The organism is Burkholderia sp. 572, assembly GCF_040545135.1.
In the GTDB taxonomy this organism is placed as follows: domain Bacteria; phylum Pseudomonadota; class Gammaproteobacteria; order Burkholderiales; family Burkholderiaceae; genus Burkholderia; species Burkholderia cepacia.
The window spans coordinates 399,968-421,460 of the sequence record NZ_JBEPLH010000005.1 but is presented as its reverse complement, the minus strand read 5'-3'; the positions used below and the strand labels follow the sequence as shown (position 1 = coordinate 421,460).

The 21,493-nt window shown below is 68.2% G+C and carries 17 protein-coding genes; 6 read left to right on the top strand and 11 right to left on the bottom strand.

The window, feature by feature from the left end; all coding sequences use genetic code 11:
- Positions 1-39 precede the first annotated feature (39 nt).
- The 5 genes from ABIC51_RS12825 to ABIC51_RS12805 form a co-directional block, all read right to left on the bottom strand.
- On the bottom strand, positions 40-2,169 hold the full coding sequence (locus ABIC51_RS12825) for a site-specific recombinase (RefSeq protein ID WP_027788346.1): 2,130 nt from the start codon (positions 2,167-2,169) through the stop codon (positions 40-42).
- A 470-nt stretch (positions 2,170-2,639) separates the two neighbouring features.
- Positions 2,640-3,365 (bottom strand): PqiC family protein, encoded by a 726-nt coding sequence (locus ABIC51_RS12820; RefSeq protein ID WP_027788345.1) that lies wholly within the window; start codon positions 3,363-3,365, stop codon positions 2,640-2,642.
- Positions 3,362-4,981 carry a PqiB family protein gene (locus ABIC51_RS12815; RefSeq protein WP_027788344.1) on the bottom strand — a complete coding sequence of 540 codons (1,620 nt, stop codon included), beginning with the start codon at positions 4,979-4,981 and terminating at the stop codon, positions 3,362-3,364. Before ABIC51_RS12815 ends, ABIC51_RS12820 begins: the two co-directional genes overlap by 4 nt.
- On the bottom strand, positions 4,974-5,603 hold the full coding sequence (locus ABIC51_RS12810) for a paraquat-inducible protein A (protein ID WP_021156371.1): 630 nt from the start codon (positions 5,601-5,603) through the stop codon (positions 4,974-4,976). Before ABIC51_RS12810 ends, ABIC51_RS12815 begins: the two co-directional genes overlap by 8 nt.
- Entirely contained in the window at positions 5,600-6,262 is a 663-nt protein-coding gene (locus ABIC51_RS12805; RefSeq protein ID WP_060084063.1) for a paraquat-inducible protein A, read from the bottom strand. The genes ABIC51_RS12810 and ABIC51_RS12805 overlap by 4 nt, the downstream gene beginning before the upstream one ends.
- Before the next feature lie 258 nt (positions 6,263-6,520).
- On the opposite strand from ABIC51_RS12805, the gene ABIC51_RS12800 reads away from it, so the two are divergent.
- The 4 genes from ABIC51_RS12800 to ABIC51_RS12785 all read left to right on the top strand — a co-directional run bounded on the left by ABIC51_RS12800 (position 6,521) and on the right by ABIC51_RS12785 (position 9,767).
- Positions 6,521-7,081 (top strand): cytochrome b, encoded by a 561-nt coding sequence (locus ABIC51_RS12800; RefSeq protein WP_027788342.1) that lies wholly within the window; start codon positions 6,521-6,523, stop codon positions 7,079-7,081.
- A gap of 8 nt (positions 7,082-7,089) precedes the next feature.
- Positions 7,090-7,650, top strand: a complete 561-nt coding sequence (locus ABIC51_RS12795) for a YceI family protein (RefSeq protein WP_027788341.1) — start codon at positions 7,090-7,092, stop codon at positions 7,648-7,650.
- A 64-nt stretch (positions 7,651-7,714) separates the two neighbouring features.
- Complete coding sequence (locus ABIC51_RS12790) at positions 7,715-8,296, top strand: YceI family protein (RefSeq protein WP_027788340.1); 582 nt, start codon at positions 7,715-7,717, stop codon at positions 8,294-8,296.
- Between the two features lie 193 nt (positions 8,297-8,489).
- Positions 8,490-9,767: an MFS transporter gene (locus ABIC51_RS12785; RefSeq protein WP_027788339.1), complete on the top strand. Its 1,278-nt coding sequence runs from the start codon at positions 8,490-8,492 to the stop codon at positions 9,765-9,767.
- Positions 9,768-9,785: 18 nt separating this feature from the next.
- On the opposite strand, the gene ABIC51_RS12780 is transcribed toward ABIC51_RS12785, so the two are convergent.
- The 6 genes from ABIC51_RS12780 to queA form a co-directional block, all read right to left on the bottom strand.
- Positions 9,786-11,348 (bottom strand): S41 family peptidase, encoded by a 1,563-nt coding sequence (locus ABIC51_RS12780; RefSeq protein WP_175897909.1) that lies wholly within the window; start codon positions 11,346-11,348, stop codon positions 9,786-9,788.
- Positions 11,349-11,552: 204 nt separating this feature from the next.
- On the bottom strand, positions 11,553-12,503 hold the full coding sequence (secF, locus tag ABIC51_RS12775; protein WP_027788337.1) for a protein translocase subunit SecF: 951 nt from the start codon (positions 12,501-12,503) through the stop codon (positions 11,553-11,555).
- Positions 12,504-12,519: 16 nt separating this feature from the next.
- Positions 12,520-14,541, bottom strand: coding sequence for a protein translocase subunit SecD (gene secD, locus ABIC51_RS12770; protein ID WP_021163786.1), 2,022 nt, complete (start codon positions 14,539-14,541; stop codon positions 12,520-12,522).
- A gap of 106 nt (positions 14,542-14,647) precedes the next feature.
- A complete protein-coding gene (gene yajC, locus ABIC51_RS12765) occupies positions 14,648-14,971 on the bottom strand; it encodes a preprotein translocase subunit YajC (RefSeq protein WP_006476868.1) in 324 nt (107 codons plus the stop codon).
- 233 nt (positions 14,972-15,204) lie between these two features.
- Entirely contained in the window at positions 15,205-16,392 is a 1,188-nt protein-coding gene (gene tgt / locus ABIC51_RS12760; RefSeq protein ID WP_085041765.1) for a tRNA guanosine(34) transglycosylase Tgt, read from the bottom strand.
- 225 nt (positions 16,393-16,617) lie between these two features.
- Positions 16,618-17,685 (bottom strand): tRNA preQ1(34) S-adenosylmethionine ribosyltransferase-isomerase QueA, encoded by a 1,068-nt coding sequence (gene queA / locus ABIC51_RS12755; protein ID WP_060084060.1) that lies wholly within the window; start codon positions 17,683-17,685, stop codon positions 16,618-16,620.
- A gap of 167 nt (positions 17,686-17,852) precedes the next feature.
- Between queA and recG the strand changes: the two genes are divergently transcribed.
- A complete protein-coding gene (gene recG / locus ABIC51_RS12750) occupies positions 17,853-20,186 on the top strand; it encodes an ATP-dependent DNA helicase RecG (RefSeq protein WP_175897908.1) in 2,334 nt (777 codons plus the stop codon).
- 125 nt (positions 20,187-20,311) lie between these two features.
- Positions 20,312-21,271, top strand: a complete 960-nt coding sequence (locus ABIC51_RS12745; protein ID WP_021163869.1) for a hydrogen peroxide-inducible genes activator — start codon at positions 20,312-20,314, stop codon at positions 21,269-21,271.
- Positions 21,272-21,493 lie beyond the last annotated feature (222 nt).

The following is a 21,493-nucleotide window of genomic DNA, read 5'->3' as shown; positions in this document are numbered from 1 at the left end:
CGGCGGCGCCCGGGCGGGCACCGCCAGGCCGCCGCGGGCTCAGTGCGAGCCCGGCTGGCCGGCGCGGGCGGCCGGGCTGCTGCCCGGCCAGAACAGCGCGAGCGGATTCGACAGCACCGTGCGGACGATCGCGGCGACGAGCGCGCGCACCTTGGTCGGGCGCAGGCTGCGCGAGCGCACGGCCATCGTGAACGCGAGCGCGAAGCTCACGAGCACGTTGAGGATCGCCATGCTGAGCACGCCGGCGCCGGCCCACCACAGCTCGGGGGTGCCCAGCGCGTCCTTGCCCAGCACGCCGAGCGCGATCCCGATCGAGCCGGCCGACAGTGTCACGTGCCGCACCTCGAACGGGAACATGAACACGGTGACGATCGCGGGGATGAGACCGAGCATCAGGCCGAGGCCGACGTTCGCGACCACGCCGGCCACGTTCGACCGGCAGAAATGCGCGAGCTTCGCGGCGCCGGCCGCGCCGAGCGTGAGGCGCAGCCGGCGGTTGTACGTGAGCGCGTCGCCGACCCGGTGCAGCACGAACCAGTTGTCGGCCCAGCCCGCAAGCAGGCTCGACGCCCACAGCAGCACGCCGGTCAGCGCCGCGTAGAGCGGCGTCGGGCCGAGCAGCGAGAACGAGTGCAGCGTCGCGTGCGCCTTCTCCGGCGAGATCAGGTTCGCATGCAGCAGGTTGCTGGCGAACAGCTGCACCAGCAGGCACACGGGCAGCACGACGAGCACGTTGCCCGAAATCGCGGCGGCCTGCGTGCGGATCAGCGCGATCACCGATGCCACGAACGCCTTCACGCCTTCGTCGTGGCCCGTGTCGTCCAGCTCGCGCGCGAGCGTCGGCGCGGTCATCGCAGGCTGCTTGGTCGCGAGCGTGAAGTGCAGGAAGTGCATCAGCATGAAGCTGGCCGCGTAGTTGATGCCCGCGAGCAGCCCTTCGAGCATCGACTGCAGGTGCGCGCCCGTGATCGCGAACTTCACGCACACCGTCACGACGGTGACGAGGCCGCCGCCCGCGGCCATCCGCAGCATCTTCAGGTACTCGGCGCGGCCGCGCGAGATGTAGTGCTCGCCGGTGTCCGCGTTGGTTTCGACGAGCTTGCGCGCGAACAGCGAGAAGTTGCTGCGCACGAGGTGCGACACGCTCTGGCTGTTGTGGTTCGCGTCGACGAGCTCGGCCGTCAGGTGCGCCATCCCGTGCAGGTCGTCGCGCGCCATCCACGCGTTGAGCAGCATCTCGGCGCGCAGGATGCGCATGCGCATCCGCTCGACCTGGAACACGATGTCGACCGACACGCCGTTGCGGTACAGGTGCGAGAACACCTCGTCGACGGCGATCCGGCATTCGTCGAGCAGCACGCGCAGGTAGTTGACCTCGTGCAGCAGCTTGCTCGGGTCGCCGCCGTCCTCGACGGCCGCGTGCGCGGTCTCGACCGCGAGCATCGCGCGCGTGAGGCGGTAGAACGGCTGCGTTTCCAGCGGCTGGCGTTCCAGCGGCTTGCGCGCGTCGTCGTCGGAGAGCCGGCTGCGCACCGTCTGCGACAGGCCGGTCGAGCTGATCTGGCAGGTCAGGTTGTGCAGCGCGGCCAGCAGGTCGCGCGAGAACGAACCCGGCTCGTGGCGCTCTTCGTCGGTGACGTCGAACGAGAACAGGTCGGCGAGGCGCGTGAGGAGATCGTCGGGCAGCGCGTCGATCCATTGCGCGTCTTCCGGCGTCGGGAACATCAGCGTGAAGAGCGCCGACAGCTCGCGGCGGTTCGGCGCCGGCGGGATCAGCGACGAGTCGATCCGCTCGAACAGCGCGCCGAAGAAGCCCGAGTGCACGGGCATGCCGGCGTCGCACAGGAGCGAGATGCCGTCGCACTCGCGCAGGATGCCGCGCAGGATGCGCGCGGCGTGCGCCTTCCATGCGGGGTTGCGATCGAGCACGTGGAACAGGTAGCGCAAGCGCGCGTGGGCCGGATACGCGCGCGCATCGGCGTCGCGATCGGCCGGCGCGTCCTGCATCGTGCCGGTGCGGCGCAGCCAGTGCGCGAGCTCGATCAGCCATTCGCTGCGCTCGGCGTACGACGCATCGGCGTCGGCGTGCGCGAGCAGCGCATCGAGCTGGTGACCGGCATTGCGCGACGCGCGCCACTTCTTGATCAGGGTCGTCAGGGAACGAAACATAAACGGAATAGCGAAAGCCCTCGGCGGGCGGGTTCGGGATGCCGGCCGGGAAACGGCGCGGCGCCGGGGAGAACGGGTGAGACGGGGCAGGTTGCCGGACGATGCGAGGCGACCCGCGATGCGGCTGCCCCGCTGCGGTGCACGGTGCGGGCGCCGGGCGGCACGGCGGTCGGGCCGAACACGGCCCGGCGCCGCTGGCTGGCGCGCACGACGAGCGGCGCGGGCCTGAAAGTGCGTAGGATCGTCAATCGGGCCGGAAAACGCAAGCCGACCGCGTTGCACGAAGCCGGTTCCGGCCGACTTTGACAAACAATGTCATGGCCGTCCGGCCGGGGAGCGCGATGCGGGGCCGGGGGCCGGCCGCGGCAGCGCATCGCCGATGGCGGCCGGCGGTCGCTATCGGACGCGCCGCGCTGGACGAAGCCGCGCAGGCGCGTACGCCGTCGAGCGTTCGCCTGCGCGCCGCACGCTTACGCGCCGGACTTGCCCGTCGCGCCGGCGTCGCCGCCCGGCGCCGGATTGGCCGGGCACGGCACGACCGGCGCGGCGGCCGTCTTGCCGCCGGCCGCGGGTGCCGCGGCAGCCGATGCGCCACGGCGCGCGGCCATGGCACGCACGCCGGCCGCGGCTTGCGTGGCGATCACGTCGAGCGCGCGCCGGTGGCCGGCGACGAGTGCGTCGTAGCCGTCGGCGACCGGTTCGGCGACGCTCGTGCGGCAGGTCATCACGGCCTGCGTGGCGAGCGAGCGCACGCTCCACACCGCATCGACCGCCGCGCGTTTGCCCGGCCACGACTCGAAGCGCTGCACGTTCACGCTGATGCGATACACGGGCACGCCGGGCGGATACGCGGAATTCGCGACGTCGATCGTGCCGAGCCGCGCGGCGAGATCGTCCGACAGCGCGCGGCGGATCTCGTCGGCGGGCGGCGACGCCCAGCGTTCCTGCTCGAGCACGTCGACCTGCGCGGCGTTCTTCTGCACGACCAGCTGGTTCTTCGCGACCTGCTCGGGCACGCCGACGGACGGCACCTCGATCAGGAACGCCGGGTTGGCCGGCGCGGTGCGCAGCGGCGCCGCGGCGTCGGCCGGGCTGAGCGTGTAGAACCGCGCGGGCGGCGAGCTGCACGCGGCGAGCGCGAGGGCGGCGGCAACCGCCGCAGCACCGCTCGCGAAACCGTTCACGCGTGTCGTCATGGTTGATCTCCTGGCTTGCCCTTGAGCAGCGATTCGGGGTGACGCTCGAGGTAGTCGGCGAGCGCGTTCAGCGATTGCAGCGTGCGCGTGAGTTCCTTCAGCGCGCCGCGCACGTCGGACTGCAGCGGCGAATCCTGCTGCAGCGTCGCTTCGGCGGTCGAGAAGGTCTGCTTCGCCGCCGACAGCGTGTCGCGCGCTTCCGGCGCGACCTGCGTGTCGAGCTGCTTGAACAGCTTGTCGGCGTTCGCGAGCGCGCTGTTCAGGTTCGCGCCGATCTGGTCGAACGGCACCTTGTCGAGCTTCTTCGCGATGTCGGCGACCTGCAGCTGCAGCTCGTCGAGCGTGTTCGGCACGGTCGGCAGCTCGAGCGGCTGGCGGGCCGTGTCGATCTTCACGGCCGGCGCCTTCGGGAAGAAGTCGAGCGCGACGTACAGCTGGCTCGTCAGCAGGTTGCCGGTGCGCAACTGGCCGCGCAGCCCGTGCTGGACGAGCCGCTCGACGATCTCGCGGCGGGCCGGTTCGCCCTTGCTCTCGATCGTTTCGCGGAAGCGCCGGCCGAGGCGTTCCGGATAGATGTTCATCGTCACCGGCATCAGGAAGTTCTTCGTCTTCGGATCGAAGTCGATACCGATGTTCGTCACTTCGCCGAGCACGATGCCGCGGAAGTCGACCGTCGCGCCGACGGCGAGCCCGCGCAGCGACTGGTTGAAGTTCATCACGACCTGCAGCGGCTGGCCGTCCGGGTCGCGCATCGCGTCGCCCTCGTCGGACGCGAGGCGGAACGTGGTGTTGTTCGGCGCCGTCGTGCCGGAGCCCTGGTTCGGCGGCGTCTGGAACGCGATGCCGCCGAGGATCACCGTCGCGAGCGACTGCGTGTTCAGCTTCAGGCCGCTCGAATCGAGCCGCAGGTCGACGCCGCTCGCCTGCCACCAGCGCGAGTTGATGCCGACGTACTGGTCGTACGGCGCATTGACGAACACGTTGAACGTGACGCCCGTGCCGTCCTTGTCGAGCGAGAAGCCGACCACCTGGCCGACCTGCACGCGGCGGTAGTAGACCGGCGAGCCGATGTCGACCGAGCCGAGCGAATCGCCGCGCAGCACGTACTGCGTGCCTTTCTGGTCGCCCGTGACGGCCGGTGGCGTCTCGAGGCCCGTGAAATCGGTCAGCGTGTCCTGACCGCGGCCGGCGTCGACGCCGATGTACGCGCCCGACAGCAGCGTGCCGAGCCCCGACACGCCGGTCGCGCCGACGCGCGGCCGCACGATCCAGAAGCGCGAGCCCTTGACCGCGAAGTCCTCGGCTTCCTTCTTGAGCTGCACCTGGACGAGCACGCGCGACAGGTCTTTCGACAGCTTGATCGTCTTGACCATGCCGATCTCGACGTCCTTGTACTTGACCTGGGTCTTGCCGGGCTCGAGCCCTTCGGCGCTGTGGAAGCTGATCGTGATTTCCGGGCCGCGTTCGCGCACGGACTTGATCACGAGGCCGATGCCGATCAGCGCGGCGATCAGCGGCACGAGCCAGACGAGCGACGGCAGCCAGCCGCTTTTCGTCGAGATCGTCGGATCGGGCGGCCGGGGCGCGTCGTGCTGCGGGCCTTGTGGACTATTCATGGTGATTCCCTGAGGTTTCGACTGGATCCCAGATCAGGCGGGGATCGAACTGCATCGACGCGAGCATCGTCAGGATCACGACGGAACCGAACGCGAGTGCGCCGGGGCCGGCCGTGATGACGGCGAGCGAACGGAAATGGACGAGCGCGACGGTCAGCGTCACGACGAAGATGTCGAGCATCGACCAGCGGCCGATGCGCTCGACGATCCGGAACAGCCGCGTGCGCTGCTGCGGCCGCCATGCGGTGCGGCGCTGCGCGCTGATCACGAGGATCAGCAATACGCCGAGCTTGAGCATCGGCACGAGGATGCTCGCGACGAACACGACGACGGCGAGCGGCCAGTCGCCCGACACCCAGAAATAGATGACGCCGCTCATGATCGTGTCTTCCTGCGAGCCGACGATCGACGCGGTGCGCATGATCGGCAGCAGGTTCGCCGGAATGTACAGGATCGCGGCCGCGAGCAGCAGCGCCCACGTGCGCATCAGGCTGTTCGGCGTGCGGAAATGGAGCGCGCTGCCGCAGCGCGCGCAATGCGCGTGCGGATGGTCGAGCGTCTGCACGAGCCCGCACGTGTGGCAGCTGACGTAGCCCTCGCGGGCGGCGGTCGGGATCGTCATCGGCGGGCGGCTTCCGGCAACGGGGTGGCGTCGGGCTGCCCGGGCGAGCGCCCGGCGCGCAGGTCGTCGACGATGTCCCACAGCGTGCGCGGATCGAACATCAGCACCACGGCGATCATCAGCGTGAGCGCGGCGAACGCGAACAGCGCGGCTTCCGGCACGACGCGCGCGAGGCTCACCATCTTGACGATCGTGACGAGGATCCCGAGCATGAACACCTCGATCATCCCCCACGGCCGCACCATCTCGATCGCGCGCAGCACGAGGTTGAAACCGGGCGGCACGACCCCGCGGCGGATCGGCAGCAGCAGGTACAGCAGCGCGGCCATCTCGACGAGCGGGAACAGCACGGTCGAGCAGAACACCATCACGCCGACGATCGCCATGTCCTGGCGCCACAGCGAGTCGATCGCGCCGATCAGCGTGGTCTGCACGCGGTTGCCGTTCACGTCCATTTCGAGGATCGGGAACGCCTGGGCAATCGTGAACGTGATCAGTGCCGCGAGCGCGAGCGCGCAGATCCGCTCGATCTGCGCCGCGCTGTTGCGGTAAAGCAGCGCGTCGCAGCGCGGGCAACGCGCGATTTCGCGGCCGCTCAGGCGCGGTTTGTGCAACAGTGCGTCGCACTCGTGACAGGCAATCAGGTCGTATCGTTGCATGGAAAAGGCAGTTGTGCGACGGCCGGGGACACGCGTCGACGGGGCCGGAACCCGCGCCAATCTTACCAAAAGGGCCTTTTCGGCGTGTCAAGGATCGTGCGGTTTGTGACCGGCCGGTAACATGACGGGAAGCCGTCAGCCGGCTGACATGACTGTCCTCAGAGTCCGCGCGCGTCAAAAGGTTGCGGTAGCATGGCGCCCTTGACAAGCGTCGGACGAATGGCCGGCGCGGCTGTTCGCTGAACTGAGGAATCCAGGATGGTATCGAAATCGCCGCCGGCCGTGCCGGCACGTTATGCGCATACCGCGATCGCGCTGCACTGGCTGATCGCGCTGCTGATCATCTGCGGCTTCGCGCTCGGCTGGGTGATGACCGACATCCCCGGCTTCACGCCGACCAAGCTGAAGTACTTCTCGTGGCACAAGTGGATCGGCGTGACGGTGTTCGCGCTGGCCGTCATCCGCGTGCTGTGGCGGGCGACCCACGTGCCGCCGCCGCTGCCGGCCGATACGCCGGCGTGGCAGCGCGTGGTATCGCACGGCGTGCACATGCTGCTGTACGTGCTGATGATCGTGATCCCCGTGACGGGCTACCTGTACAGCTCGGCCTCGAACATCCCGGTCGTCTACCTCGGCATCGTGCCGCTGCCGCGGCTGATCGACCCCGATCCGGTGCTGAAGGAAACCTTCAAGACGCTCCACGTGTCCTTGAATTACATTCTGCTTGCGCTCGTCGCGATGCACGTGCTCGCGGCGCTCAAGCACCAGTTGTTGGACCGCGACGGCCTGCTGTCGCGGATGCTTCCCTTTGCCAAATGAAGGATCCCATGAAAGTGTCTTTCTCCCGCTCCATGCTGACCGCGCTCGCCGCGGTGTCACTTGTCGCGTCGGGCGCGGCGCACGCCGATGTCGATCTCGCGAAGAGCAAGGTGTCTGCCGTGTCGAAGCAGATGAACGTGCCGACCGAAGGCGCGTTCAAGAAGTTTTCCGCGCAGGTGAAGTTCGATCCGGCGAAGGCCGCGCAGGGCAGCGCCCAGATGACGATCGACGTCGCGAGCTATGACCTCGGCGACAAGATGTACAACGACCAGGTCGCCGGCAAGGACTGGTTCGACGCGAAGGCTTTCCCGCAGGCGACGTTCGTGTCGTCGGCGATCGCACCGGCCGGCGGCAACAAGTACAACGTGACCGGCAAGCTGACGATCAAGGGCAAGGCCGAAACCGTCACGGTGCCCGTCACGGTCACGCAGAACGGCGCGACGCAGACGTTCGACGGCGTGCTGCCGATCAAGCGTTCGGCCTTCAACGTCGGCACCGGCGAATGGAAGGACACGTCGGTCGTCGCGGACGAAGTGCAGATCAAGTTCCATCTCGTCGCCACGAAGTAAGCGGCGAACCATCGCATCACCCGAATGCCGCGCGAGGGCGCGGCACCGTTCCAAGGAGAAAGAGTTGAAAAAGCATCTGATGATCGCCGCGGGCGCACTGGCTGCCACGCTGTCGTTCTCGGCATTCGCCGACAGCGCAACCTACCAGTTCGATCCGTCCCACACGTACCCGAGCTTCGAGGCCGACCACTTCGGCGGCCTGTCGGTCTGGCGCGGCAAGTTCGACAAGTCGAGCGGCACCGTGACGCTCGATCGCGCGGCGAAGACGGGTACGGTCGACGTGACGACCGACATCGCGTCGATCCACACCGGCAGCGCGAAGCTCGACGAGCACCTGCAGACGAACGAATTCTTCGACGTCGCGAAGTTCCCGCAGGCGAACTACAAGGGCACGATCAAGTTCGACGGCGACAAGCCGGTGTCGGTGGTCGGCAACCTGACGCTGCATGGCGTCACGAAGCCGTTGACGCTGAAGATCGACTCGTTCAAGTGCATGCCGCATCCGATGCTCAAGCGTGAAGTGTGCGGCGTCGACGCGGTCGGCGAATTCAGCCGCGACGATTTCGGCCTCGACTACGGCAAGCAGTACGGCTTCAAGATGAAGACGAAGCTGCTGATCACGGCCGAAGCCGTCAAGCAGCAGTAATGCCGCCAGCCGGGCCGGCCGCCGCGCCGGCCCGTCGCGCGCCAACCGCCGCGTTCCCGTTCCACGGGCGCGGCGGTTTTTTTTGCGCGCCTATAATCGCCCGAGCGCCGCTCGCGGCGCCCGGGCGGCGCCGACGGCGCGCGCGTGGCCGCGGCCGCCTCGAACAGAACGTACAACGACAAGGAGATCGCCGATGCATGCCGTCACGCAGTCCCGTCCCATTGCCTCGTCGCCGCGCGTGTGGCGCGCGGTGGTCGCCGCGTCGATCGGCAATGCGCTCGAGTGGTTCGATCTCGTCGTCTACGGTTTTTTCGCGGTGACGATCTCGAAGCTGTTCTTCCCGGCCGGCAACGACACCGTGTCGCTGCTGCTCACGCTCGGCACGTTCGGCGTGTCGTTCTTCATGCGCCCGCTCGGCGCGATCGTGCTCGGCGCGTACGCCGACCGCGCGGGCCGCAAGGCCGCGCTCACGCTGTCGATCCTGCTGATGATGGCCGGCACGCTGATCATCGCGGTGCTGCCGACCTACGGGGCGATCGGCGTCGCGGCGCCGGTGATCCTCGTCGCCGCGCGGCTGATGCAGGGCTTCTCGGCCGGCGGCGAATTCGGCAGCGCGACCGCGTTCCTCGCCGAACACGTGCCGGGCCGGCGCGGCTTCTTCGCGAGCTGGCAGGTCGCGAGCCAGGGGCTCACGACGCTGCTCGCCGCCGGCTTCGGCACCGTGCTGAACGCGCAGCTCTCGGCCGAGCAGATGGCGTCGTGGGGCTGGCGCGTGCCGTTCTTCTTCGGCCTGCTGCTCGGGCCGGTCGCGTACTACATCCGCACGAAGGTCGATGAGACGCCCGAATTCCTCGCGGCGGAAGGCACCGCGAACCCGCTGCGGGACACGTTCGCGTCGCACAAGGCGCGTCTCGTCGCCGCGATGGGCGTGGTCGTGCTCGGCACCGTCGCGACCTATCTCGTGCTGTTCATGCCGACCTACGGCGTGAAGCAGCTCGGCCTCGCGCCGTCGGCCGCGTTCGCGGCGATCCTCGTCGTCGGCGTGATCCAGATGGTGTTCGCACCGCTCGTCGGCCACTGGTCGGATACTTACGGCCGCGTGCGCGTGATGATCGCGCCGGCGATCGGCATCCTCGTGCTGATCTATCCGGCATTCGCGTACCTGGTCGCCCATCCGGGCTTCGGCACGCTGATCGCCCTGCAGGTGCTGCTCGCATTCCTGATGACGGGTTACTTCGCGGCGCTGCCGGGTTTGTTGTCCGAAGTGTTCCCGGTGCAGACGCGCACGACCGGGATGTCGCTCGCCTATAACGTCGCGGTGACGATCTTCGGCGGCTTCGGGCCGTTCATCATCGCGTGGCTGATCAAGGCGACCGGGATGAAGACGGCGCCGAGCTTCTACCTGATGTTCGCGGCCGTGCTGAGCCTCGCGGCGCTGGTCGTGCTGCGCCGGCGGTTCGGCTTCCGGTAACGGGGCAGGCGGCGCGCGTCAGTTGCCGGCGCGCTCGCACACGGGTTGCGCGGGCATCAGTTGCGGCTTGGCGTCGACCGTTCGCACGGGGCGCCCCGCGAGCGCGGCAAGGGCCTGCCCGAGCTGCCAGTCGGAGGCCGTGCCGAACTCGCGCTGCGGCAGCGCCGCGCTCTTCGCCGAGTCGATCTTTGCAAGCGCACGCTGCTCGCGCAGCTTCTGCCGCTCCTTGCGCACCTTCGCGAACGGGTCGGGCGCCAGCCGGTCCGCATACGGCGCGCGCGGGAGATCGGCTTCGCGGTACCACAGCAGCACGCCGTCGACGTCCGAGTCGCGGCGCGGCGGCACCAGCCAGTCGGGCACGACGCCGTAGCCGTCCATCGGGCAGCCGTTCGGCCGCAGGTTGCGCGCGAACGTGAAATTCAGGCGCGTGCCGTCGATCAGGTCGACGCCCGTCTGCGCGAGCCCCTTTCCGTAGGTCGGCATGCCGAGCAGCTTCGCGCGGCCGAGATCCTTCAGCGCCGCCGCGGTCGCCTCGGCGGCCGACGCGCTCTGTCCGTCGACGAGCACGACGAGCGGCACGGTGCGCCACCAGTCGTCGGCCTGCAACGGCGCGAGCGGATCCTGTCCGTGCATGACCGGCAACGCGTAATCGGGCCAGTTGGTCGTGTAGCGGCGCCGGTTGGCGTCGCCGCGCTCGACCGTTACCATCGCGGTGCGATCGCGGCCCGCGTACAGCGCGGTGATGCCGATCGCCGCATTGAGCGCGCCGCCGCCGTTGATGCGCAGGTCCAGGATCACGCCTTGCACGGGCGGCCCCGCGCGGCGTGCGGCCTGCACCGCGTCGATGTAGGCGCCGACGGCGGGTTCCGGAAAGCTCGACAGCCGCGTGTACAGGACGTCGCCGGCGAGCCGTTTCGCGGTCGCAGGGTGCGGCTTGAGGATCGTCCGCACGGGCGCGAAGCTCAGCATCGCGTGCGACGGGCCGCGCTGTACCGTGAGCTTCAGCGGCACACCCGCGTCGCCCTTGGCGAGTTTGGTCAGGTCGGCGGCATCGATGCCGACGACGCTCGTATCGTTCATCGCGACGACGAGATCGTCGGGGCGCACGCCGGCCTGTTCCGCGGGCGCGTCGGGAATCACGTCGACGATGTGCAGCCCGTCGGGCCGCGTCTCGAAGACGATGCCGATGCCGGGCGTGCCGTCGCGCGCGCGCCGTTCGTCTTCGCGCCGCTCCTGCTCCTCCTTCGCATCGAAGAAACGCGCGTACGGCAGCGTCCTGATTCCCGCGTGGGTCGTGGCGTCGAGCAGCGCGCCGATGTCGACGTCGGTCAGGTGCTGCCGCTTCAGCACTTCCACCGCCGCCTTGAGCTCGCAGATCTGCGGCTCCCAGTCGGGCGGGCAGGGCGAAGGCGGCCGGGCGGTGGCGGGTGAGGCGGATGACGAGGATGAGGCGGCGGGAGCAGAAGCGGGCCGGGCGGGCGCCGGCTGTTGCGCACCGACCGGTGACGCGCACGGCAGGAACGCGGCCGTGGCGGCTGCGCAAACGGCAAGGCGAAGAACGGCACGCGTAGAAGGCATCATCGGGACCGCACGTTGGAACGGAGGGCGAAGGTGCTGTCCCGCCGGCGCACGGCCGGCGGGACGGTCACGATTGTAGCCGACGCGAGTGACCGGGCCGAGCGAGCGGGCTGCGCGTTCCTCGCCGGCGGTACGGGCGAACATACGGGCGAAAAAAAACCGGCCCAACCGGGCCGGCTTTTCGTCCGTGCCGAAGCAGCGTGGCGCTTAAACCTGCGCGCCTGCGTTGGGATCGTCCGGATCGTGCGCGGTCTTCTTTTCCTTGATCAGGTCTTCGCGCTTGATGCCGAGCCACATCGCGAGCGAGCCCGCGACGAACACCGACGAGTAGATGCCGAACATGATGCCGACCGTCAGCGCGAGGGCGAAGTAGTGCAGCGTCGGGCCGCCGAAGAAGAACATCGACAGCACCATCATTTCGGTCGACGTGTGCGTGATGATCGTACGCGACATCGTGGTCGTGATCGCGTGGTTGATCACTTCCTGCACGGTCATCTTGCGTTCGCGGCGGAACGTTTCGCGGATCCGGTCGAAGATGACGACCGACTCGTTGACCGAGTAGCCGAGCACCGCGAGGATGGCCGCGAGCACCGCCAGCGAGAACTCCCACTGGAAGAATGCGAAGAAGCCGAGAATGATCACGACGTCGTGCAGGTTGGCGATGATGCCGGCCACCGCGTACTTCCACTCGAAGCGGAACGACAGGTAGATCACGATGCCGATCACGACGCACGCGAGCGCGAGCAGGCCGTCGGTCGCGAGTTCGCGGCCGACCTGCGGGCCGACGAATTCGACGCGTTGCAGCGTGACGTCCGGGCTCTGTGCCTTCAGCGCGCTCATCACCTGGTCGCTCTGCTGAGCGGACGTGAGGCCTTCCTTCAGCTGCAGCCGGATCAGCACGTTGCGCGACGTGCCGAAGTTCTGCACCTGCGCGTCGACGTAGCCGAGCTTGCCGAGCGTCGCGCGCACGGGTTCGAGTTCGGCGGCCTGCTGGTACTGCACCTCGATCACCGTCCCGCCGGTGAATTCGACGGACAGATGCAGCCCGCGGTGGAACAGGAAGAACACGGCGGCGAGGAACGTGACCAGCGAGATCACGTTGAACACCAGCGCGTGCCGCATGAACGGAATGTCTTTACGGATGCGGAAAAATTCCATGGTCTTCTCCGGGGCCTTATTGGGTCGAGCCCGGTTTCTTCGGCGACACGCCTTGCTGCGCGCGGTTGCGCAGCTGCGGCTTGCCGGTGCGCGGCGCGTTGCCCTTCGCGGGCGCGGCGAGCTTCGCGGCACGCGCGGTGTCGGTCGCATCGTCCGCCTCGGCGAACGGTGCGGCGGCAGCGGCGCCTTCCGGCTTCCACACCTGGCCGATCGCGAGCGACTTCAGCTTCTTGCGGCCGCCGTACCAGAGGTTGACGATCCCGCGCGAGAAGAACACCGCGGAGAACATCGACGTCAGGATACCGAGGCAGTGCACGATCGCGAACGCGCGAACCGGGCCCGAGCCGAACGCGAGCAGCGCGAGGCCGGCGATCAGCGTCGTGACGTTCGAGTCGAGAATCGTCGCCCATGCGTGCGCGTAGCCCGACTGGATCGCGAGCTGCGGCGGCTGGCCGGCGCGCAGTTCTTCACGCACGCGCTCGTTGATCAGCACGTTCGAGTCGATCGCCATACCGAGGGCGAGCGCGATAGCGGCGATACCGGGCAGCGTCAGCGTGGCCTGCATCAGCGACAGCACGGCGACGAGCAGCAGCAGGTTCACCGACAGGCCGATCACCGAGATCACGCCGAACAGCATGTAGTACGCGATCATGAACACGGCGATCGCGCAGAAGCCCCAGATCACCGAGTGGACGCCCATCTTGATGTTGTCGGCGCCGAGGCTCGGGCCGATCGTGCGTTCCTCGATGATGTCCATCGGCGCGGCGAGCGAACCGGCGCGCAGCAGCAGCGCGAGGTCGGCTGCGGCCTGCGGCGTCGGCTGGCCCGTGATCTGGAAGCGGTCGCCGAGCTCAGACTGGATCGTCGCGACCGTCAGCACCTCGCCCTTGCCCTTCTCGAACAGCACCATCGCCATCGGCTTGCCGATGTTCTCGCGCGACACCGCGCGCACCGAGCGGCCGCCCGCCGAATCGAGGCGGATGTTGACCGACGGACGCTGGTGATCGTCGAAACCGGCCGATGCATCGATGATGCGGTCGCCCGTGAAGATCACTTCCTTCTTCAGCAGCACGGGCGCCTGGTTGCCCTGCGTGAACAGCTCTTCGCCCGGCGGCACCGGGTCGTTCGGGTTCGGGTGCGTGTTGATCGGGTCGGCGAGGCGTGCCTCGAGCGTCGCGGTGCGGCCGATGATGTCCTTCGCCTTCGCGGTGTCCTGCACGCCCGGCAGCTCGACGACGATACGGTCGCTGCCCTGCTGCTGCAGGATCGGCTCCGACACGCCGAGTTCGTTCACGCGGTTGTGGAGCGTCGTCAGGTTCTGCTTGAGCGCGGCGTCCTCGACGGACTTCTGCACGGCCGGCGTAAACGTGCCGACGACCTGCGTGCCGCCGCCGCCGGGCTGGGTCGCCCATTGCAGTTCGGTGATCGACAGCGCGAGCACCTTGCGGGCGTCTTCCGCCGTCTGCGCATCGCTGAAATTGACGACCACGGACTGGTCGACGCGGCTCACGCCGCCGTCGCGGATGTTCTTGTCGCGCAGCAGCGTGCGCGCGTCGGACGCGTCGGAATCGAGCTTCTTCGTGAGCGCGCCCGTCATGTCGACCTGGAGCAGGAAGTGGACGCCGCCACGCAGGTCGAGGCCGAGATACATCGGCAGCGCGTGCAGCGCGGTCAGCCAGCGCGGCGACGCGCTCTGCAGGTTCAGCGCGACGACGTACTGGGGATCGTTCGGGTCGGCGTTCAGCGACTTCTGCAGCAGGTCCTTGACGCGCAGCTGCGTATCGGTGTCCTTCAGGCGCACGCGGATGTTCGCGTTGGTCGCCGTGTTCTCGAAGGTGACGTCGTCCGGCGTGATCTGCGCGGCGGCGAGCGCCGATTCGACCTGGGTCAGCGTGGTCGAGTCGAGCTTGACCGTGGCCTTGCCGCTCGACACCTGCACCGCCGGCGCTTCGCCGAAGAAGTTGGGCAATGTGTACAGAAGGCCGATGGCGAGCGCCACGACCATCACGACATATTTCCAGAGTGGATAACGATTCATGAGGGAGCCGAACGGGTGGTTGGCGTGAAAGCGTCGCGTCCGGCGCCGCGGCGGCCCGCTCTCTCAGGCGGGCACGGCGCGGGATGCCGGACGCTCGGTGAAGGGCTTACAGCGACTTGATCGTGCCCTTCGGCAGAATGGTCGTGACCGCGGCCTTCTGCACGGTGATTTCGGTGCCTTCGGCGATCTCGACGCCGATGTAGCCTTCGGTGACCTTCGTCACCTTGCCCACGAGGCCGCCGCTCGTGACGACTTCGTCGCCCTTGGCCATGGCCGCGAGCATGTTGCGGTGCTCCTTCTGACGCTTCATCTGCGGACGGATCATGATGAAGTAGAGCACGGCAAACATCAGGATGAGCGGCAGGAAGCTCATCAGGCTCGATTCGGCGCCACCGGCACCTTGCGCGAACGCGTTGGAAATGAACGGCACGTTGGTCTCTCCGTAGGGGAAGATCGAAAAATAAGCCGGTTATTCTACCACCGGCCCCATGCGCAAACGGCTCGGCAAATGCGCTTTCGGATCAAGCCGTTAAAGCGCGAACCGGTACCGTTGCGACTCGTTTGGAAAGGCAATTGTAATGTTTGGCGGCCGGATTCGACAGTTGGGACGCGTTATTTAGTACTCGTCCTATGTGACGGGCCGCGGCGCGGGCAGCCGGCCCGTCAGTCGACGCCTCTCGCGCGATCCTCCGCGAAGCGCTGGCGGAACGCGTCGAACGTGTGGGTCTCGATCGCGTCGCGGATCTCGCTCATCAGCTGCAGGTAGTAGTGCAGGTTGTGGATCGTGTTGAGCTGCGCGCCGAGAATCTCGCCGACGCGGTGCAGGTGATGCAGGTAGCCGCGGGAGAAGTTCTGGCACGTGTAGCACGTGCAGCTCGCGTCGAGCGGCTTCAGCGAGTTCTTGTGCGTCGCGTTGCGGATCTTCACGTCGCCGAAGCGCGTGAAGAGCCAGCCGTTGCGGGCGTTGCGGGTCGGCATCACGCAGTCGAACATGTCGACGCCGTTCGCGACGCCCTCGACCAGGTCCTCCGGCGTGCCGACACCCATCAGGTAGTGCGGCTTGTTGGCCGGCAGCTTCGGGCCCACGTGGCGCAGCACGCGCATCATGTCTTCCTTCGGCTCGCCGACCGACAGCCCGCCGATCGCGAGGCCGTGGAAGCCGAGTTCCGCGAGGCCCGCGAGCGATTCGTCGCGCAGGTCCTCGAACATGCCGCCCTGGACGATCCCGAACAGCGCGTTCGGGTTGCCGAGCCGGTTGAATTCGTCGAGCGAGCGCTTCGCCCAGCGCAGCGACATGCGCATCGAGTCGGCTGCTTCCTTGTGCGTGGTCGGCACGCCGTTGGTCGCGTACGGCGTGCACTCGTCGAACTGCATCACGACGTCGGAGTTCAGCACCTTCTGGATCTGCATCGACACTTCCGGCGACAGGAACAGCTTGTCGCCGTTGATCGGCGACGCGAACGTGACGCCGTCCTCGGTGATCTTGCGCAGGTCGCCGAGCGAGAACACCTGGAAGCCGCCCGAGTCGGTCAGGATCGGCTTGTTCCAGCCCATGAAGCCGTGCAGGCCGCCGTGCGCGTCGATCGTGTCGAGGCCCGGGCGCAGCCACAGGTGGAACGTGTTGCCGAGAATGATCTGGGCCTTGATCTCGTGCAGCTCGCGCGGCTGGATCGCCTTCACGGTGCCGTACGTGCCGACCGGCATGAAGATCGGCGTCTCGACCACGCCGTGATTGAGCTTCACACGGCCGCGGCGCGCGTGGCCGTCGGTCGTCAGCAGTTCGAATTCGAGCCCGTTTGCGGGGCGGTCCTGCACGGGGGCGTGCGTATCGTGGGATGAACCTTCGGTCATCGCGTCATTCTCCTTGCCACCGGAGAACAGTCCGGCGCATGTTGGAAACGCCGCCGGCAGGCCGGCGGCGGGGAAAAACAGGTGCGCGCCATCGTAGCGCGTACCAAGGGAAACGGGGCAACCGCGCGGGGGTAACAGCGCGGAGACACCCACGCGGCGTGCGGCAGCGCGAGGCGCAACGGCCGCTGCGCAATCGCGGGCCGCCGCATTTTCGCGCCTGTCGTGCTACGCGCGCGGCGTCTCCGGCGTGTCGCGCCGCGTGAGCAGCATCGCGTCGCCGTAGCTGAAGAAGCGGTAGCGTTCGGCGATCGCGTGACGGTACGCGGCCCGGATCGTCTCGACGCCCGCGAACGCGGACACCAGCATCAGCAGCGTCGACTTCGGCAGGTGGAAGTTCGTGACGAGCCGGTCGACCACGCGGAAACGATAGCCCGGCGTGATGAAGATGTCGGTCTCGGCCTGCGTCGCCGCGAGCGGGCGGCCCGCTTCGTCGGCGGCGCGCGCCGCGGCTTCGAGCGCGCGCATCGACGTCGTGCCGACCGCGATCACGTTGCCGCCGCGCGCGCGGGTCGCGGCGATCTTGTCGACGAGCGACTGCGGCAGGTCGTACCACTCGCTGTGCATCTTGTGCTCGGCGATGTTGTCGACGCGCACCGGCTGGAACGTGCCGGCACCGACGTGCAGCGTCAGCGTCGCGCGTTCGACGCCCATCGCGTCGAGCCGGTCGAGCATCGGCTGGTCGAAGTGCAGGCCGGCCGTGGGTGCGGCGACCGCCCCCGGATTGCTCGCGTAGACGGTCTGGTAGCGCGTCTCGTCGGTCGCGTCCGGATCGTGCTCGATATAGGGCGGCAGCGGCAGGCGGCCGTACTGCTCGATCAGATCGAGGCACGGCTCGGGGAAGATCAGCGTGAAGAACGGTTCGACGCGCTCGCCGACGGTCACGTCGAACGCATCGGCGAGACGCAGCGTCGTGCCGGCGCCCGGCGACTTGCTTGCGCGGATCTGCGCGAGCGCCGTGTGCGTGCCGGTCACGCGCTCGACCAGCACCTCGATCTTGCCGCCGCTGGCCTTCTGGCCGAAGAACCGCGCCTTCAGCACCTTGGTATCGTTGAACACGAGCAGGTCGCCGGGCGCGATGCACGACGGCAGCTCGGCGAAGCGGCGGTCGACGAGGCGTGCGGGCTCGACGGTGCCGTCGACCTCGAGCAGGCGGCTCGCGGTGCGGTCGGGCAGCGCGGTTTGCGCAATCAGCTCGGGCGGCAGATTGAAATCGAAATCGGAAAGCGTGAACATGCGGGCTGGTTCGAAACGGCCGGCGGGCGCCGCCGACAGGGCGGAAACGCATGAATGGGGCGCGCGAGCCGCTATGATGGCGGGATGCGCGGCCTGGCCGGCGTCGTTCGTTCGGACGACGTGAAAGCCGCTATTGTACTTGCCTTGCGAAGCACCCAGACGATCCGATGCCTGTGTCACCACGCCGTTCCTCCGCTGCCGTTGCCGATTCCGCCGATCCGTTCGACGCGGAGGATGCTGCGCCGCCCGTGCACGACACGGCGGCGCGCACCGTGCCACGCCGTGCCGGCCCGAAGCGCGGCGCCGACGGCAGGCTCGCGCAGCCGGCGGCCGCCGCGCCCGATGCCGACGGCGCCGCCGCGGACGATGCAGCGGGCGAGGCCGGCGCGGCAGGCCCGGCCAGTGCGAAGCGCAAGAAGAAGCCGGCCGCCGACAAGCCCGTGAAGACCGTCGACAAGCTCGCGAAGCTCGGCCTCACGCGCTCGATCGATCTCGTGCTGCATCTGCCGATGCGCTACGAGGACGAAACCACGCTCACGCCGATCGGCGAGCTGCTGCCGGGCGGCATCGCGCAGACCGAGGGCGTCGTGTTCGACAACGAGGTCGCGTATCGCCCGCGCCGCCAGCTCGTCGTGAAGATCCAGGACGACGACGGCGAGCAGCTCGTGCTGCGCTTCCTCAATTTCTACGGCTCGCAGGTCAAGCAGATGGCCGTCGGCCAGCGGCTGCGCGTGCGCGGCGACGTGCGCGGCGGCTTTTTCGGGATGGAGATGGTGCATCCGGCGGTGCGCGTCGTTGAAGCCGATGCGCCGCTGCCGCAGGTGCTCACGCCCGTCTATCCGAGCACGGCCGGCGTGTCGCAGGCGTACCTGCGCAAGGCGATCGAGAACGCGGTGGAGCGCACGCCGCTGCCCGAGCTGCTGCCGCCCGAGATCCAGCGCGACTACCTGAAGCCGCTCGACGTGCCGACGCTCGAGCAGGCGGTGCGCATCCTGCACCACCCGCGCGTCGATTCCGACGAAGCCGCGCTGATGGACGGCTCGCATCCGGCGTGGACGCGCATCAAGTTCGAGGAACTGCTCGCGCAGCAGCTGTCGCTCAAGCGCGCGCACGAGGAGCGCCGCACGCGCGCGGCGCCCGCGATGCCGCGCCGCACCGCGAGCGATGCCGATGCGCTGACGACCCGGCTCTATGCCGCGCTGCCGTTCACGCTGACGGGCGCGCAGGCGCGCGTCGTCGACGAGATCGCGCGCGATCTCACGCTCGCGCACCCGATGCAGCGCCTGCTGCAGGGCGACGTCGGCAGCGGCAAGACGGTGGTCGCGGCGCTGGCCGCCACGCAGGCGATCGACGCCGGCTACCAGGCCGCGCTGATGGCGCCCACCGAAATCCTCGCGGAGCAGCACGCGCGCAAGCTGCGCGCGTGGCTCGAGCCGCTCGGCGTCACGGTTGCGTGGCTCGCGGGCAGCCTGAAGGCGAAAGAGAAGCGCGCGGCGATCGAGGCGGCCGCGCTCGGCACCGCGCAGCTCGTGATCGGCACGCACGCGATCATCCAGGACACGGTCGAATTCGCCCGGCTCGGCCTCGTGATCGTCGACGAGCAGCACCGCTTCGGCGTCGAGCAGCGGCTCGCGCTGCGGGCGAAGGCCGCGAACGCGGCCAACGGCGCGCGCGACTTCCAGCCGCACCAGTTGATGATGTCGGCCACGCCGATTCCGCGCACGCTCGCGATGACGTATTACGCGGATCTCGAGGTCTCGACGATCGACGAGCTGCCGCCGGGCCGCACGCCGGTGTTGACGCGCCTCGTCGGCGATGCGCGGCGCGAGGAGGTGATCGCCCGCGTGCGCGAGGCCGCGCTGACCGGGCGCCAGGTGTACTGGGTGTGCCCGCTGATCGAGGAGAGCGAGACGCTGCAGCTGCAGACGGCCGTCGAGACTTACGAGACGCTGGCCGCCGCGCTCCCGGAGCTGAAGGTCGGGCTCGTGCACGGCCGGCTGTCGCCGGCCGACAAGGCGGCCGTGATGGAAGCGTTCACGCGCAACGAAGTGCAGCTGCTCGTCGCGACGACCGTGATCGAGGTCGGCGTCGACGTGCCGAACGCGTCGCTGATGGTGATCGAGCACGCGGAGCGCTTCGGCCTCGCGCAGCTGCACCAGTTGCGCGGCCGGGTCGGGCGCGGCACCGCGGCGTCGGTGTGCGTGCTGCTGTACACGGGGCCGCTGTCGCTCACCGGCCGCGAGCGGCTGAAGACGATGCGCGAGACGACTGACGGCTTCGAGATCGCGCGGCGCGACCTCGAGATCCGCGGCCCCGGCGAATTCCTCGGCGCCCGCCAGTCGGGCGCGGCGATGCTGCGCTTCGCGAACCTGGAGACCGACGGCTGGCTGATCGATCCGGCCCGCGAAGCCGCGACGCGGCTGATTGCCGCGTATCCCGAAATCGTCACGCAGCATCTCGCGCGCTGGCTCGGCGCGCGGGAGCAGTATCTGAAAGCCTGATCCGCGGGCTGGGGCCGGATCCGGAATCGCCATTCGACGCATTCCGATGCAGAGAAACTTGGCGAACCGGTGTCACAGGGTGTATAAATTAAACCTATCGCCTGTATATCTCTGATTGACCCACAATGACGCTGACTGAATTGAAATACATCGTCGCGGTCGCGCGCGAACGGCATTTCGGCCGTGCGGCCGAAGCCTGCTTCGTGAGCCAGCCGACGCTGTCGGTGGCGATCAAGAAGCTCGAAGACGAGCTGAACGTGCAGATTTTCGAGCGCGGTGCGAGCGAAGTGAGCGTGACGCCGATCGGTGACCAGATCGTCACGCAGGCGCAGCGCGTACTCGAGCAGACTTTCGCGATCAAGGAGATCGCGAAGCAGGGCAAGGATCCGCTGGTCGGCCCGTTCCGCCTTGGCGTGATCTACACGATCGGGCCGTACCTGCTGCCCACGCTCGTCAAGCAGATGATCCAGCGTGTCCCGCAGATGCCGCTGATGCTGCAGGAAAACTACACGCTCAAGCTGCTCGAACTGCTGAAGCAGGGCGAGATCGACGCCGCGATCATGGCACTGCCGTTTCCGGAAACCGGCCTGATGGTGCGCCCGCTGTACGACGAACCGTTCGTCGTCGCGCTGCCGGCCGGCCATCCGTGGGAGAAGCGCGACGAGATCGACGCCGAGGACCTGAAGCAGGAAACCATGCTGCTGCTCGGCAACGGTCACTGCTTCCGCGATCACGTGCTCGGCGTGTGCCCGGAGCTGATGCGCTTCTCGCAGACGGCCGACGGCATCCAGAAGACCTTCGAGGGCTCGTCGCTCGAGACGATCCGCCACATGGTCGCGAGCGGCGTCGGCATCACGGTGCTGCCGCGAATGTCGGTTGCCGAGGTCGGCCCGCGCGCGAACGGCCCCGATGCCGAACTGCTGTCGTACGTGCCGTTCAACGAGCCGGTGCCCGACCGCCGCGTGGTGCTCGTGTGGCGCAAGAGCTTCACGCGGATGCCCGCGATCGACGCGATCAGCGACGCGATTTCCGCCTGCGAGCTGCCGGGTGTCGCGAAGCTCGACATGCCGGCGACGATGAACTGAGCACGCTGCGGCATGCGCGTGCGGCAGCCCGATGAACGGGGTCTTGCGACCCCGTTTATTTTTCTCTATCGCATAGATGAAATTAATTAAATTCAAGTAATCGATAGACGCATATAGAATCCTCTCCATGGATCGGTGTCCTGTCGACGACCGGTCTGCACGCTGAGTGCAAGCGTCAAAGGAGGATGTCATGATGCGGTCGGTATTGCAGCACGCGCAGCG

Bases quoted from the DNA above. Each gene is read 5' to 3' on its own strand.
- ABIC51_RS12825 (WP_027788346.1), bottom strand. From the start codon at position 2,169: ATGTTTCGTTCCCTGACGACCCTGATCAAGAAGTGGCGCGCGTCGCGC.
- ABIC51_RS12820 (WP_027788345.1), bottom strand. From the start codon at position 3,365: ATGACGACACGCGTGAACGGTTTCGCGAGCGGTGCTGCGGCGGTTGCC.
- ABIC51_RS12815 (WP_027788344.1), bottom strand. From the start codon at position 4,981: ATGAATAGTCCACAAGGCCCGCAGCACGACGCGCCCCGGCCGCCCGAT.
- ABIC51_RS12810 (WP_021156371.1), bottom strand. From the start codon at position 5,603: ATGACGATCCCGACCGCCGCCCGCGAGGGCTACGTCAGCTGCCACACG.
- ABIC51_RS12805 (WP_060084063.1), bottom strand. From the start codon at position 6,262: ATGCAACGATACGACCTGATTGCCTGTCACGAGTGCGACGCACTGTTG.
- ABIC51_RS12800 (WP_027788342.1), top strand. From the start codon at position 6,521: ATGGTATCGAAATCGCCGCCGGCCGTGCCGGCACGTTATGCGCATACC.
- ABIC51_RS12795 (WP_027788341.1), top strand. From the start codon at position 7,090: ATGAAAGTGTCTTTCTCCCGCTCCATGCTGACCGCGCTCGCCGCGGTG.
- ABIC51_RS12785 (WP_027788339.1), top strand. From the start codon at position 8,490: ATGCATGCCGTCACGCAGTCCCGTCCCATTGCCTCGTCGCCGCGCGTG.
- ABIC51_RS12780 (WP_175897909.1), bottom strand. From the start codon at position 11,348: ATGATGCCTTCTACGCGTGCCGTTCTTCGCCTTGCCGTTTGCGCAGCC.
- secF (WP_027788337.1), bottom strand. From the start codon at position 12,503: ATGGAATTTTTCCGCATCCGTAAAGACATTCCGTTCATGCGGCACGCG.
- secD (WP_021163786.1), bottom strand. From the start codon at position 14,541: ATGAATCGTTATCCACTCTGGAAATATGTCGTGATGGTCGTGGCGCTC.
- tgt (WP_085041765.1), bottom strand. From the start codon at position 16,392: ATGACCGAAGGTTCATCCCACGATACGCACGCCCCCGTGCAGGACCGC.
- queA (WP_060084060.1), bottom strand. From the start codon at position 17,685: ATGTTCACGCTTTCCGATTTCGATTTCAATCTGCCGCCCGAGCTGATT.
- recG (WP_175897908.1), top strand. From the start codon at position 17,853: ATGCCTGTGTCACCACGCCGTTCCTCCGCTGCCGTTGCCGATTCCGCC.
- ABIC51_RS12745 (WP_021163869.1), top strand. From the start codon at position 20,312: ATGACGCTGACTGAATTGAAATACATCGTCGCGGTCGCGCGCGAACGG.